Raw genomic sequence first — 11,800 nt, 5'->3', positions numbered from 1 at the left:
CTGAATATGTCAGAGGACTTACCTGAGTTTTTTAAATAAAACTTTTTTCGCTAAGCCTTCCTTAATTCAGCCGTTATCATGATTAACGGTGGAACTCACCTGCTGCTTCTGGCTGATAAACGATTTCCAATACGCGAACACGTGTTTGCACGCCGTTTGGCAGTTCCCAGCTGATTTCATCGTTTACATGCAAGCCCAACAAAGCTGCCCCAATCGGTGCCATAACAGACAGTTGTTCTGCACTATCTTTCAGGGACGCAGGGTAAACTAAGGTGCGCGTGCGTTCTTCGTTGCTGATTAAATCCAAAAAGCGAACGGTACTGTTCATCGTGACCACATCCGCAGGGATCTCTTGCGGGCTTAAAATATCTGCACGGTCAAGTTCATCATTGAGCGCTTCGGCAACTGGTGTGCCCGCATAAGCCGGCTGTTCCATCAGTGCATCTAAACGTTCAGCATCTAAATCATTGATAATAATTGTTGGCTTTGTCATACCACACTCCAATAGAGACATACAAAGCAAACACCCCCCACCCATAAGGTAGGGGGTGTCGCTAGAAATAAGTTTGTTTAAAATATTAGGCGCTATACGCTTTAAAGGGAAGAGATCATGATCACGATCTCTAAGCCTGCCTAGATAAAAATCTACTGATTGATATTATCAGTAGCTAGCTTGAAACTCAGCTGCTTTTCATCAGCGATATCCGCTATTCTTCATCAAACCTGTTTTCGAATAGGTTGATAATTGCGGACAAGGCCTGGTTTTCATCTGGGCCGCTAACTTCGATATCAATCTTACTGCCTTGTTCTGAGTCTAACATCAACATCGCAATAACGCTATCGGCCTCAGCCTCAATTTGATTATTATTACGCAAAATAACTCTTGAGTTAAATTGTTTAACTAAATCATAGAGTAACATAGCAGGCCTTGCATGCATTCCAAGCCGATTTTTGAGCGTTATTGTGGCTTTTACTGTCATTGCTGTTATTTGCGCTTTTCCAATGTTCTGTGGCGTGACTGCACGTTTTTACCACGGGAACGGAAATAGTCGGCAAGTTGCTCTGCGACATACACGGAACGGTGTTTACCTCCCGTACAGCCAATTGCAACAGTTAAGTAGCTACGGTTATTGGTTTCTAACATCGGCAGCCATAATTCTAAATAGCTACGAGTTTGATAGATGAAGTTATGGACTTCAGTATGCCTATCCAAGAATGCAGCGACTGGCCGGTCAAGGCCTGTCATCGGGCGCAATTTCGGGTCCCAGTGTGGGTTGGGTAAAAACCGTACATCGAATACATAATCGGCATCAATAGGAATACCATGTTTGAAACCAAAGGATTCAAACACCATTGTCAGTTCACGCTCACGCTTGCCCATCAAACGTGTTCTTAGCATTTCAGCTAATTCATGAACGGACATTTCAGAAGTATCGATGACTAAATCAGCACGAGAGCGTAAAGGCTCAAGTAACTCATTTTCTTCATCTATTGCGCTCTCAAGTGAAAGATTTTTACTTGAAAGTGGGTGCAACCGACGAGTGTCACTGTAACGGCGAATAAGCGTGTTGCGGTCAGCATCTAGAAACAACAATTGAGGAGAGAAGGTTGAAGGCAATTTATCAATCGCTTCTTCGAAAATCTCTGGATTATCGGGCATATTACGCACGTCGATACTAACCGCTGCTGAAATGTTACGATCAGCCAGTGAATTCGCTAACTCCGGTAGTAATACAACCGGTAGGTTATCTACGCAATAGAAACCCATATCTTCCAGCGCACGTAAGGCAACGGATTTCCCCGAACCGGAACGGCCGCTGACTATCATCAGCACCATGAGCTTGCTCCCTTTTGTTTCCTAATAATGAGTTTCTTGAAAAGCAGTACTTGCCAATTAATATTATTTAGAAACCATAACAATATCATTTGCATATGGCAAGATACATAATTTATCACTTACTCTGTAATTATGCTGTATAGCTCTTCATCACTTTGTGCACTGCGTAGGCGTTTACAGAGCGTTTTATCGGCTAGTTTTTTGGCGATAAGCGACAACGTATGCAGGTGCGTTTTACATTGGTCAGATGGCACAAGTAAAGCGAAAAGCAAGTCCACAGGTTGATTATCAATTGCATCAAAAGCAATGGGTTCCTCTAGATGTAAAAAGACGCCGACAGCACGGCTACTTTCACCTTCATTCAGCTTTCCATGAGGAATGGCAATACCACCACCAATACCTGTTGTGCCAACTTTTTCTCTGGTTAATAACGCTTCAAATACCGTATTTTCAGGTAATTCCAATTCAACGGCAGCCAGCTCACTAATAATTTCTAAAGCTCTTTTTTTACTCGTGCACACAATATTATTACGTGTACAGGCTGATGATAAAACAACGTTTAACTGGATTTCTATATCACTATTCATTTTATTGTTCACTTAGGACTACAAAACCAGATGGTGTATCCCACCATCTGGTTTGAAACATTATTCGGCTAATTAATAAGCCGCATCAATGCATTAATGTTGTCTCAGTTTTTCTTTATGTTTGGTTAATTGGCGCGACAGCTTGTCTACGAGTATATCTATAGCAGCGTACATATCATTTTCTTCCGCTGATGCGTGGAGATCCGCTCCATTAACTTGCACGGTTGCTTCAGCAATTTGCTGAACTTTTTCAACTTTCAAGACAACTTGGATACCATTAATGCGATCAAATAATTGCTCCAATTTTTTGAGTTTTTTCTCAACAGTCTCGCGCAATGCAGGAGTAACTTCAATATTGTGTCCAGTAATCTGAAATTCCATACAATCTTCCTTATTTTATCAATTAAACCAGTTGCTTACGCTGGTTAGAGGGCGGAATGGATAACGATTCTCGATACTTAGCAACAGTTCTGCGAGCGACTTGAATGCCTTGTTCTGCAAGCATACTCGCCAATTTACTGTCACTCAATGGTTTTGCTGGGTTTTCAGCAGCAACCAGTTTTTTCACCAATGCTCGAATTGCGGTTGAGGAGGCTTCGCCACCTGTGTCCGTATTGACATGGCTGGAGAAAAAATATTTCAACTCAAAAATGCCTCGTGGGCTATGGAGAAACTTTTGAGTTGTCACTCGTGAGATAGTTGATTCATGCATGTCCACTTGATAGGCGATATCGGCCAGTATCATCGGTTTCATGTGTTCCTCACCCAGCTCAAAGAATTCTTGTTGCTGTTCTACAATACAAGTCGCGACTTTTAATAGTGTCTCGTGGCGGCTCTCAAGGCTTTTAATCAGCCATTTTGCATCTTGTAGATGACTACGAATATATTGAGAGTCATCTTCATTTGCTGAATTGTTTAGCATCGAAGCATAATGGTTATTAATACTTAGTTTAGGGATGCTATCTGTATTTAATTCAACTTGCCAGTGCCCTGCGATTTTTTTCACTAAAACATCAGGAATGACGTATTCTGATTCCCCAGTATTGATGGATTGGCCGGGTTTTGGATTTAGCGTTAAAATCAGGTCTATCGCGGTTTTTAGTGCATCTTCTTTTAAGCGAGTTAATTTACCCAGCTGGCGAAAATCACGGTTAGCCAGCAAATCAATATGGTTACTAATAATGCGCTTTGCATCTTGTAGCCCATCAGTTTGCTGAGGATACAGCGACAATTGGATTAATAAACACTCTTTTAAATCTTGTGCTGCAACACCCAGCGGGTCGAAATGCTGAATACGCTTTAGGACAGCAATGACTTCTTCAATACTAATCTCTGGGTTATCAATCCCTTCATGTATATCAGAAATGGCTGTTGTCAGGTAACCGGAATCATCTATTGAATCAATAATGGCAGTAGCGATTGCTCTGTCCGTGTCAGTAAAAGGGGTCAGTTCAGCTTGCCACGTCAGGTAATCTTGTAATGTTTGCGTAGTTTCACCTTGATAAACAGGGAGTTCATCAAAATTATAATCATTACTGGTGCCTGACGGCGTTCCTGCCGTATATATTTCATCCCAATTAGTATCTAAAGGGAGCTCATCCGGCATATCATGGTTTTCGAGCGCATCTTTGGTATCAAGCTCACTGGTATCCGCATTTTCATTCAGGGAGTCAATAGATTCAGTCTCGGGATTTAATTCTTCTTGCTCAAGCAGTGGGTTTGTTTCCAAGGCGAGTTGAATTTCTTGCTGAAGCTCAAGTGTAGACAGCTGCAACAAGCGGATAGCTTGCTGCAATTGAGGGGTCATTGCAAGTTGTTGACTGACTCTAAGCTGCAAACTTTGCTTCATGAATCTGCTTTAATCTCCCTAAAAAATGACAACACGGTAATTTATAACCGGAAACCTTCACCCAAGTATACACGTTTTACTTGCTCGTTCTCTAAGATCATGGTTGGTGACCCATGAGCAATTAAGTGCCCTTGGCTGACAATATAGGCTCTTTCACACACATCTAAGGTTTCACGCACGTTATGGTCGGTGATTAACACACCGAGGCCGTAATCCCTTAAGTGCTGAATAATTTTTTTGATATCTAAGACGGAAATAGGGTCAACACCCGCAAAAGGTTCGTCTAATAAAATAAATTTTGGGTTAGCAGCAAGTGCACGAGCAATTTCAACACGACGGCGTTCCCCACCAGATAGCGACTGCCCCATGCTGTCGCGAAGATGAGTAATACTAAATTCTTCCATCAGTTCTTCAGCACGTTCTTTACGTTGTTGGGAACTCAAATCTTCGCGAATTTCTAACACAGCCATTAAGTTATCATAAACACTGAGGCGGCGAAAAATTGAGGCTTCTTGAGGAAGATAGCCAATTCCGCGGCGCGCACGTTCATGCAGCGGTAGAAGGCTGATATCTTCACCATCAATCATAATTTTGCCAGCGTCCCGCTGAACAATACCCACCACCATATAAAAGGTCGTTGTTTTACCGGCACCATTTGGCCCCAATAAGCCAACGATTTCACCTGATTTAACTTCCAAGCTGACATCTTCAACGACTTTACGTTTTTTATAGGCTTTAGCTAGATTTTCAGCGGTTAGTGTCGCCATAACAGTTATTTACTCTTACTTGCTGATGAATTTTTATTTGCCGCAGGGCCTTTTTCTTGCAATTGTGCCGGCAGTATCACGGTGGTGACGCGTTTACCTTTATCACTAAACGCTTCCATTTGTTGCGTTGGAACTAAATAGGTAATTTTGTCACCCTGAATATTGCTGTCTAACTGCTCAAGATAGGCATTACCTGTTAATGTGACGAGTTGTTTATCAACCTCATAACGGGCTTTGCTGGCATGGCCTTTAATCGGTTTACCATCATCCTGTAATTGGTAAAAGGTAACCGGGGTCCCAAAGGCCTCAATCACAATTTTATCCGAGTCACTACTTGGACGTGTTACAACCACTTTATTGGCTCTGATATCAATAGAACCTTGTTTAATAACAACATCATCAGTAAAGGTGGTGACGTTTTTTTCTAAATCAAGAGATTGTTTGACCGAATTAATCGTCATTGGCTGCTGCGTATCACTTTTTAATGCCATCGCAGGTAGGCTAAGAGCCAAAATTGCACTGGCAACAGCTCCTTGAATAAAACGTTTCTTAGTTACTTGATTCATTTTAATGCTCTTCTGGTTGTAACACATAATGAGTTTTTACATCTTCGATTAATTCAGCCGTTTTTGTACGAAGGTTTCCCTTCATTTTCATACCGGTAGAATTGAGACCATGTCCAATAATGGTCACTTTATCATCAGATGAAACGTCTTGTGTTGTCAAATTGACAACTGCACTCTCAGTTGTAATTCGTTGGATCTGCGACTCTTTGGTTAAGCTATCAACCTGAACATCGCTATATAAATAGAGAATTCTATCGTTCGTTAACCGTGCTTTGAAAGCCTTAACCGTCCAGGTTGGCTCGCCAGCTTCGTTATAAGTGGTTAGAACAGGTTTCGAAAACCACGTGATTTTTCCTTCAGTATAATTATCTATTTTCTCTGAAACGAGTTTATACGCTAAATTACCCGTTGGATTATAGACAAAAGTCACTGAATCATCAGTTTGATAATTAGGTTGCCCATCATTAATTACTTTATCCTCTGCACTGTCGGAATCATTACCCGCTAAATTCCAGCCGATAAGGCCTAATACTACTAAGGATAAAATAACAATTAACCACTTCTTCGCATTGCTCATGAATTCAATCTATTCGTTATATTGATAAACCTTTTGCTTCTTCCAGTTTGTCTTGAGAAAGCAAAATAAGGTCACAAAGTTCGCGGACTGCACCTTTTCCCCCACCAATACGAGTCACGTAATCAGCTCTCGGTAATAACAAAGGATGGGCATCAGCGACGGCGACGGATAAGCCTACTTTGGCCATAACAGGCCAGTCAATCAGGTCGTCTCCAATATAAGCTATTTCTTCAGCTGATAATTGTAGTGTATCTAACAGTTCGTAATACGCCAAAAGCTTATCGCTTTGACCTTGGTAAAGATATGTAATGCCTAATGTTTGAGCCCTATCTTCAAGAAGTTTCGCTTTTCTTCCTGTTATGATGGCGATTTCAATACCGGAAGTTAATAAGCAGCGTATCCCATAGCCGTCACGGACATTAAAAGCTTTGAGTTCCTCGCCATTATTCCCCATATAGACCAAGCCATCTGACATGACACCATCAACATCACAGATCAGTAATTTGATTTTTTCTGCTTTATTTAAAACAGTATTGGCAACAGGGCCATAGCAGGTTTCCAAAAAGATAGACGTCATGGTATTTCCTTATGTTATACAACACCGGCTTGTAGCAGATCATGCATATGTAGCACACCGACTAATTTATTATCATTTGCGACTAATAACGAAGTCACGTGCCGAGATTGCATTAAATTTAGTGCTTCAACCGCTAGCATTGTTGGTGATACCCGAATTCCACCGGGGGTCATTAAATCAGCAATTTTAGCGTTATTTAGGTCGATTCCCATATCAAAGATACGGCGTAAATCCCCATCAGTGAAAATACCTTCAATATTCATGTCATCATCACAAATGACTGTCATCCCCAGTTTTTTACGGGTGATTTCCACTAAAGCCTCACGTAAAGACGCGCTTTTAGGAATATGGGGGATTTCATCACCCGTATTCATTAAATCACGAACGAGGAGTAAAAGTTTGCGCCCAAGTGCGCCACCTGGATGCGAAAGCGCAAAATCATTCGCCGTGAACCCGCGTGCAGTTAATAAGGCAATAGCTAATGCATCTCCCATTACAAGTGTCGCTGTTGTACTCGTGGTCGGTGCTAGCCCCAAAGGACAGGCTTCTTGAGGTACTTTGATACACAAGTGGACATCTGCATATTTTCCCATATTACTTTCAGGGTTGTTAGTCATACAGATTAAAGGCACTTTAATTCTTTTTAAAACAGGAAGTAAGGCTAAAATTTCCCCTGACTCACCAGAATTTGAAATAGCTAACACAACATCTTTATGAGTAATCATCCCAAGGTCACCGTGGCTAGCTTCCCCTGGGTGAACAAAAAATGATGGCGTTCCTGTACTTGCTAGTGTAGCGGCAATTTTACGGCCAATATGCCCCGATTTCCCCATTCCCATTACGACGACTTTGCCTTCACAGTTAAAAATAAGCTGGCAAGCGTTGTCAAAGTCAGTATTGATATATTGTTCTAGGTTTTTTAAACCTTCGTGTTCGATATGGAGAACTTCTTTACCTACTTTCTGAAAATCGAAGTTTGACATTTCTAGTTCCATGCGTAGCTTTTAAGTTAATCGGATTAGCGAAATCAAATTGTATAACGAATACTTAGTATCAGTAAGTATTTTGTCAGTTAAGCACTTTTTAATGTTAGTTTTATACTTAATGAGTATTTTAGGGTGCTTCGATGTAGAATTTAATACGTACAAGATGGTTTTATTAGCATCTTGAACCAAAAACAGATATGCAAATTCGCGTATCCTCAAGTTAGGTAATCACAACATTCTAAGAGCTATCTGCTGTTAATAGTGATAGTTTTTGCTGACTATAAATAAATTATATTGTTTTTTCTCTGTTTCCTTTTGATAAAAACAGAGTTGTAATTCTAAAAGTCATATTTTCGACGCTATAATACTATAAATTCTATTTTGTTGTGATATTTGACGATTTTCAGTTTATCTTTCGGTAACATCTGAACGGATAAAAACATTTACGCGTGGTGTATAACGAGTTATTTAACATGCAAGCACAGACAGACAACTTAATTGAAGTACGGAACATGTCCTTTACTCGAGGAAATCGGAAAATATTTGAGAATATTAATCTGACCGTTCCTCGTGGGAAAATTACGGCAATTATGGGGCCGTCAGGGATTGGTAAAACCACATTACTGCGCTTGATTGGGGGCCAATTACGGCCAAACGAAGGTGAAATTTGGTTTGATGGTGACAATATTCCAACGCTGTCACGCTCAAAGCTGTATCAGTCCCGTAAAAAGATGAGCATGCTGTTTCAATCAGGGGCGCTATTTACGGATATGAATGTATTCAATAATGTGGCTTTCCCTCTACGTGAGCACACGAATCTGCCAGAATCGCTGATTCACACTACGGTAATGATGAAATTAGAGGCGGTTGGTTTACGTGGCGCCGCAAAATTAATGCCATCCGAATTGTCAGGTGGTATGGCACGGCGTGCTGCATTAGCGCGTGCTATCGCACTTGACCCAGATTTAATCATGTTTGATGAACCTTTTGTCGGTCAAGACCCGATTACTATGGGGGTTTTGGTTAAATTGATTGATGAGCTTAATCAAGCACTGGGTGTGACCTGTGTCGTGGTTTCCCATGATGTTCCAGAAGTATTGAGCATCGCAGATAATGCTTATATTGTTGCACAGCAGCACGTGATTGCTCAGGGAACAGGCGAGGAATTACGTGAAAACCAAGACCCTCGTGTGCGACAATTTCTTGATGGTATTGCGGATGGGCCTGTTCCATTCCGTTTTCCCGCCAATGATTATCTAGCTGATTTATTAGGGTAAAATAAGATGATAATAAAGGCGATAGCAGCCTTCGGACGCCGATGGATTGATATATTTTCCGCGTTTGGTCGAGCAGGTTACATGCTGTTTCGCGCCTTACTCGGCAAACCAGAGTTTCGTAAACAATGGCCATTATTGATGAAGCAATTGTACGCCATTGGTGTGCAGTCATTGCTGATCATCGCTGTCTCAGGGTTATTTATTGGGATGGTTTTAGGGTTACAAGGTTATTTGGTTCTCACTACGTTTAGTGCTGAAGCTAGCTTAGGTATGATGGTGGCACTTTCACTATTACGTGAATTAGGCCCTGTTGTGACCGCATTGTTGTTTGCTGGACGAGCGGGTTCTGCATTAACAGCTGAAATTGGCTTAATGAAAGCGACTGAACAAATTTCTAGCCTTGAAATGATGGCAGTTGACCCGCTTAGGCGTGTGATAGCCCCACGGTTTTGGGCTGGTTTTATTAGTATGCCGTTGTTATCTCTTATTTTTGTTGCTGTCGGTATTTTAGGTGGCGCACTAGTTGGGGTTGACTGGAAGGGGATTGATGAGGGCTTTTTCTGGGCTTCAATGCAATCTTCCGTCGATTGGCGGCTAGATTTAGTCAACTGTGTGATTAAAAGCTTAGTCTTTGCTATCACAGTGACTTGGATCGCATTATTTAATGGCTATGATGCCATCCCAACTTCGGAGGGGATAAGCCAAGCTACAACAAGAACAGTTGTGCATGCGTCATTGTCTGTTTTAGGACTGGATTTCGTACTTACCGCACTGATGTTTGGGAACTAAGTCATGCAAAGTAAAAAAAGTGAAATATGGGTTGGTTGTTTTATGTTGCTGGCGATTGCCGCAATTATCTTTTTATGTTTAAAAGTCGCTGATTTAAAATCGATAGGAAGCCAATCCACCTATCAAATTTCAGCCTCTTTTGAAAATATTGGTGGCTTAAAAGAAGGCTCACCAATTAAAGTTGGTGGTGTGGTGGTTGGCCGAGTTGCCAGTATCACACTAGATAAAAAGAATTATGTTCCTGAAGTTAAAATTGATTTATTGAGCGAATACGACAATATTCCTGATTCTAGCTCACTGTCAATTCGCACGTCAGGTTTGTTGGGTGAACAGTATATTGCAATGAATATCGGCCCAGATGATGAAGAATTAGGTATAGCAATCTTAAAAAATGGCGGGCGTCTTGAAGATACTAAGCCAGCTATGGTATTAGAAGACTTAATTGGCCAGTTTTTATATAAAAGTGGTGATAGCCAAGGTGCAGAGCCAGAGTCAACTGCACAGTAATTTGATGCTCCCTTTGAAGAATAAAGGAATGAATTATGTTTAAACGTTTAATGATGGTTGCTATGTTGGCAATTGCGCCATTTGCCATGGCAGTAGACCAAACCAACCCTTATAAATTAATGGATGAAGCGGCGGCGAAAACGTTTAACCGCTTGAAATCAGAGCAACCTAAAATTAAGCAAGACCCTGAGTACCTTAGAACAATTGTTCGTGAGGAATTATTACCTTATGTACAAGTTAAATATGCAGGGGCTTTGGTGTTAGGAACCTATTATAAAGGGGCAACTCCAGCACAGCGTGAGGCTTATTTCAAAGCGTTTGAAGATTACCTTGAGCAAGTTTATGGTCAAGCATTGGCCATGTACCATGGTCAAACGTATCAAATAGCACCAGAGCAACCGTTGGGAGATAAAAACATTGTTGCTATTCGTGTGACTATTGTTGATACCAACGGCCGCCCTCCCGTACGTTTAGATTTCCAATGGCGTAAAAATAGTAAAACTGGCTACTGGCAAGCTTACGACATGATTGCAGAAGGTGTGAGTATGATCACAACTAAGCAAAATGAATGGGGTGATATTTTACGTAAGCACGGTGTTGATGGCTTAACAAAACAGTTAGAAATCAGTGCAAAAGCACCTATTACTTTAGAAGAGAATAAGTAATATGAGTCAGTTGTTAGCATGGGAACTCATTGAAACAACGCTATATTTCAACGGGACATTAGACCGTGATTCGCTTATGTCTTTTTGGAATAAAAAAGAGTCATCGCTAGAACATACTGAAAGTATAGATGTTTCTGGTCTTAAACATGTGGACTCAACAGGGTTGGCGATGCTCGTTCGCTTAAAAGGTGAATTCCAAGCTAAAAACCGTTCACTGAATATTACTGGTGTCAGTGATAATTTGAAGACATTGATTGAGCTATACGGGGTTCAAGAGGTTATTCTCAATTAGGTTAAATATCCTAAATTGGGTCAAGTTATGTAAAAATGAGCGCCTCTATGTGCTTTTCGGCACGAGAGGCGTTTTCTTTGGTTTAAGTGTTAAGCCTAATCCTTTAGGATAGAGGATTAAGCTCTGGCTGTTCTTATTGCGATGTTTCTGTATGCAACGCATGCAATTTGCACTATTTAGAGTAAAATTATAAATCACAAATAATTAATAAATTGAGTCATTATGGATACCAACGAAATTAAGCAAGTATTGATGGAAAAATTGTCTCTGAATGAGGCTATTGTTACTGGTGATGGTAGCCACTTTCAGGTTATTGCTGTCGGTGACATGTTTGACGGCATGAGCCGTGTTAAGCAACAACAAGCAATTTATGCACCTTTAATGGAGTATATTGCGGATAACCGCATTCATGCTTTGTCTATTAAAGCGTACACCCCTGCGCAATGGGAGCGCGATCGTAAACTTAGTGGCCTTTGATTTCAAAGCCTAAGCGAACAGACTGTAAAATTCGACATACGAGAATA

General features: G+C 41.0%; 17 protein-coding genes. 6 read left to right on the top strand and 11 right to left on the bottom strand.

Annotated elements, in window-relative coordinates; genetic code table 11:
* Nucleotides 1–82 precede the first annotated feature (82 nt).
* From rnk to kdsD, 11 genes are all read right to left on the bottom strand, one after another.
* The gene (gene rnk / locus M1F26_RS15520; RefSeq protein ID WP_004908251.1) at nt 83–493 is read right to left on the bottom strand and encodes a nucleoside diphosphate kinase regulator; all 411 of its coding nucleotides are present in this window, start codon (nt 491–493) and stop codon (nt 83–85) included.
* A gap of 214 nt (nt 494–707) precedes the next feature.
* A complete protein-coding gene (gene npr, locus M1F26_RS15515; protein WP_004258320.1) occupies nt 708–980 on the bottom strand; it encodes a PTS phosphocarrier protein NPr in 273 nt (90 codons plus the stop codon).
* 5 nt (nt 981–985) lie between these two features.
* Nucleotides 986–1,837: an RNase adapter RapZ gene (gene rapZ, locus M1F26_RS15510; RefSeq protein WP_004258318.1), complete on the bottom strand. Its 852-nt coding sequence runs from the start codon at nt 1,835–1,837 to the stop codon at nt 986–988.
* Nucleotides 1,838–1,956: 119 nt separating this feature from the next.
* On the bottom strand, nt 1,957–2,424 hold the full coding sequence (gene ptsN, locus M1F26_RS15505; RefSeq protein WP_004258311.1) for a PTS IIA-like nitrogen regulatory protein PtsN: 468 nt from the start codon (nt 2,422–2,424) through the stop codon (nt 1,957–1,959).
* 93 nt (nt 2,425–2,517) lie between these two features.
* Nucleotides 2,518–2,805, bottom strand: coding sequence for a ribosome hibernation promoting factor (hpf, locus tag M1F26_RS15500; RefSeq protein ID WP_004258306.1), 288 nt, complete (start codon nt 2,803–2,805; stop codon nt 2,518–2,520).
* A gap of 22 nt (nt 2,806–2,827) precedes the next feature.
* Nucleotides 2,828–4,273: an RNA polymerase factor sigma-54 gene (gene rpoN / locus M1F26_RS15495; RefSeq protein ID WP_140171504.1), complete on the bottom strand. Its 1,446-nt coding sequence runs from the start codon at nt 4,271–4,273 to the stop codon at nt 2,828–2,830.
* Between the two features lie 41 nt (nt 4,274–4,314).
* Nucleotides 4,315–5,040, bottom strand: a complete 726-nt coding sequence (gene lptB, locus M1F26_RS15490) for an LPS export ABC transporter ATP-binding protein (protein WP_004908261.1) — start codon at nt 5,038–5,040, stop codon at nt 4,315–4,317.
* Between the two features lie 5 nt (nt 5,041–5,045).
* Complete coding sequence (lptA, locus tag M1F26_RS15485; protein ID WP_004908264.1) at nt 5,046–5,606, bottom strand: lipopolysaccharide ABC transporter substrate-binding protein LptA; 561 nt, start codon at nt 5,604–5,606, stop codon at nt 5,046–5,048.
* Nucleotide 5,607: 1 nt separating this feature from the next.
* A complete protein-coding gene (gene lptC / locus M1F26_RS15480; protein ID WP_004258294.1) occupies nt 5,608–6,183 on the bottom strand; it encodes an LPS export ABC transporter periplasmic protein LptC in 576 nt (191 codons plus the stop codon).
* A 16-nt stretch (nt 6,184–6,199) separates the two neighbouring features.
* Nucleotides 6,200–6,760, bottom strand: coding sequence for a 3-deoxy-manno-octulosonate-8-phosphatase KdsC (kdsC, locus tag M1F26_RS15475; RefSeq protein WP_140171505.1), 561 nt, complete (start codon nt 6,758–6,760; stop codon nt 6,200–6,202).
* Nucleotides 6,761–6,774: 14 nt separating this feature from the next.
* Nucleotides 6,775–7,743: an arabinose-5-phosphate isomerase KdsD gene (gene kdsD, locus M1F26_RS15470; protein ID WP_036958027.1), complete on the bottom strand. Its 969-nt coding sequence runs from the start codon at nt 7,741–7,743 to the stop codon at nt 6,775–6,777.
* Between the two features lie 476 nt (nt 7,744–8,219).
* Here kdsD and mlaF point away from each other — a divergent pair, with 476 nt between their 5' ends.
* The 6 genes from mlaF to ibaG all read left to right on the top strand — a co-directional run bounded on the left by mlaF (nt 8,220) and on the right by ibaG (nt 11,753).
* On the top strand, nt 8,220–9,023 hold the full coding sequence (gene mlaF, locus M1F26_RS15465; RefSeq protein WP_004258281.1) for a phospholipid ABC transporter ATP-binding protein MlaF: 804 nt from the start codon (nt 8,220–8,222) through the stop codon (nt 9,021–9,023).
* Nucleotides 9,024–9,029: 6 nt separating this feature from the next.
* A complete protein-coding gene (mlaE, locus tag M1F26_RS15460; RefSeq protein ID WP_004258277.1) occupies nt 9,030–9,812 on the top strand; it encodes a lipid asymmetry maintenance ABC transporter permease subunit MlaE in 783 nt (260 codons plus the stop codon).
* A 3-nt stretch (nt 9,813–9,815) separates the two neighbouring features.
* Nucleotides 9,816–10,319, top strand: coding sequence for an outer membrane lipid asymmetry maintenance protein MlaD (mlaD, locus tag M1F26_RS15455; RefSeq protein ID WP_004258272.1), 504 nt, complete (start codon nt 9,816–9,818; stop codon nt 10,317–10,319).
* Between the two features lie 35 nt (nt 10,320–10,354).
* A complete protein-coding gene (gene mlaC, locus M1F26_RS15450; protein WP_140171506.1) occupies nt 10,355–10,984 on the top strand; it encodes a phospholipid-binding protein MlaC in 630 nt (209 codons plus the stop codon).
* A gap of 1 nt (nt 10,985) precedes the next feature.
* A complete protein-coding gene (gene mlaB, locus M1F26_RS15445) occupies nt 10,986–11,276 on the top strand; it encodes a lipid asymmetry maintenance protein MlaB (protein ID WP_004258270.1) in 291 nt (96 codons plus the stop codon).
* A 222-nt stretch (nt 11,277–11,498) separates the two neighbouring features.
* Entirely contained in the window at nt 11,499–11,753 is a 255-nt protein-coding gene (ibaG, locus tag M1F26_RS15440; protein WP_004258269.1) for a BolA family iron metabolism protein IbaG, read from the top strand.
* Nucleotides 11,754–11,800 lie beyond the last annotated feature (47 nt).

Source organism: Providencia sp. PROV048 (genome assembly GCF_033688165.1).
GTDB classification, from domain to species: domain Bacteria; phylum Pseudomonadota; class Gammaproteobacteria; order Enterobacterales; family Enterobacteriaceae; genus Providencia; species Providencia hangzhouensis.
The sequence above is the reverse complement of the archived record's forward strand: the minus strand, read 5'-3'. Positions and strand labels throughout refer to the sequence as shown.

Coding starts and splice junctions, on each gene's coding strand:
- kdsD (WP_036958027.1), bottom strand. CDS start 7,743: ATGTCAAACTTCGATTTTCAGAAAGTAGGTAAAGAAGTTCTCCATATC.
- ptsN (WP_004258311.1), bottom strand. CDS start 2,424: ATGAATAGTGATATAGAAATCCAGTTAAACGTTGTTTTATCATCAGCC.
- rapZ (WP_004258318.1), bottom strand. CDS start 1,837: ATGGTGCTGATGATAGTCAGCGGCCGTTCCGGTTCGGGGAAATCCGTT.
- kdsC (WP_140171505.1), bottom strand. CDS start 6,760: ATGACGTCTATCTTTTTGGAAACCTGCTATGGCCCTGTTGCCAATACT.
- mlaF (WP_004258281.1), top strand. CDS start 8,220: ATGCAAGCACAGACAGACAACTTAATTGAAGTACGGAACATGTCCTTT.
- mlaD (WP_004258272.1), top strand. CDS start 9,816: ATGCAAAGTAAAAAAAGTGAAATATGGGTTGGTTGTTTTATGTTGCTG.
- rnk (WP_004908251.1), bottom strand. CDS start 493: ATGACAAAGCCAACAATTATTATCAATGATTTAGATGCTGAACGTTTA.
- ibaG (WP_004258269.1), top strand. CDS start 11,499: ATGGATACCAACGAAATTAAGCAAGTATTGATGGAAAAATTGTCTCTG.
- mlaB (WP_004258270.1), top strand. CDS start 10,986: ATGAGTCAGTTGTTAGCATGGGAACTCATTGAAACAACGCTATATTTC.
- lptA (WP_004908264.1), bottom strand. CDS start 5,606: ATGAATCAAGTAACTAAGAAACGTTTTATTCAAGGAGCTGTTGCCAGT.
- mlaC (WP_140171506.1), top strand. CDS start 10,355: ATGTTTAAACGTTTAATGATGGTTGCTATGTTGGCAATTGCGCCATTT.
- lptB (WP_004908261.1), bottom strand. CDS start 5,040: ATGGCGACACTAACCGCTGAAAATCTAGCTAAAGCCTATAAAAAACGT.
- rpoN (WP_140171504.1), bottom strand. CDS start 4,273: ATGAAGCAAAGTTTGCAGCTTAGAGTCAGTCAACAACTTGCAATGACC.
- mlaE (WP_004258277.1), top strand. CDS start 9,030: ATGATAATAAAGGCGATAGCAGCCTTCGGACGCCGATGGATTGATATA.
- hpf (WP_004258306.1), bottom strand. CDS start 2,805: ATGGAATTTCAGATTACTGGACACAATATTGAAGTTACTCCTGCATTG.
- npr (WP_004258320.1), bottom strand. CDS start 980: ATGACAGTAAAAGCCACAATAACGCTCAAAAATCGGCTTGGAATGCAT.
- lptC (WP_004258294.1), bottom strand. CDS start 6,183: ATGAGCAATGCGAAGAAGTGGTTAATTGTTATTTTATCCTTAGTAGTA.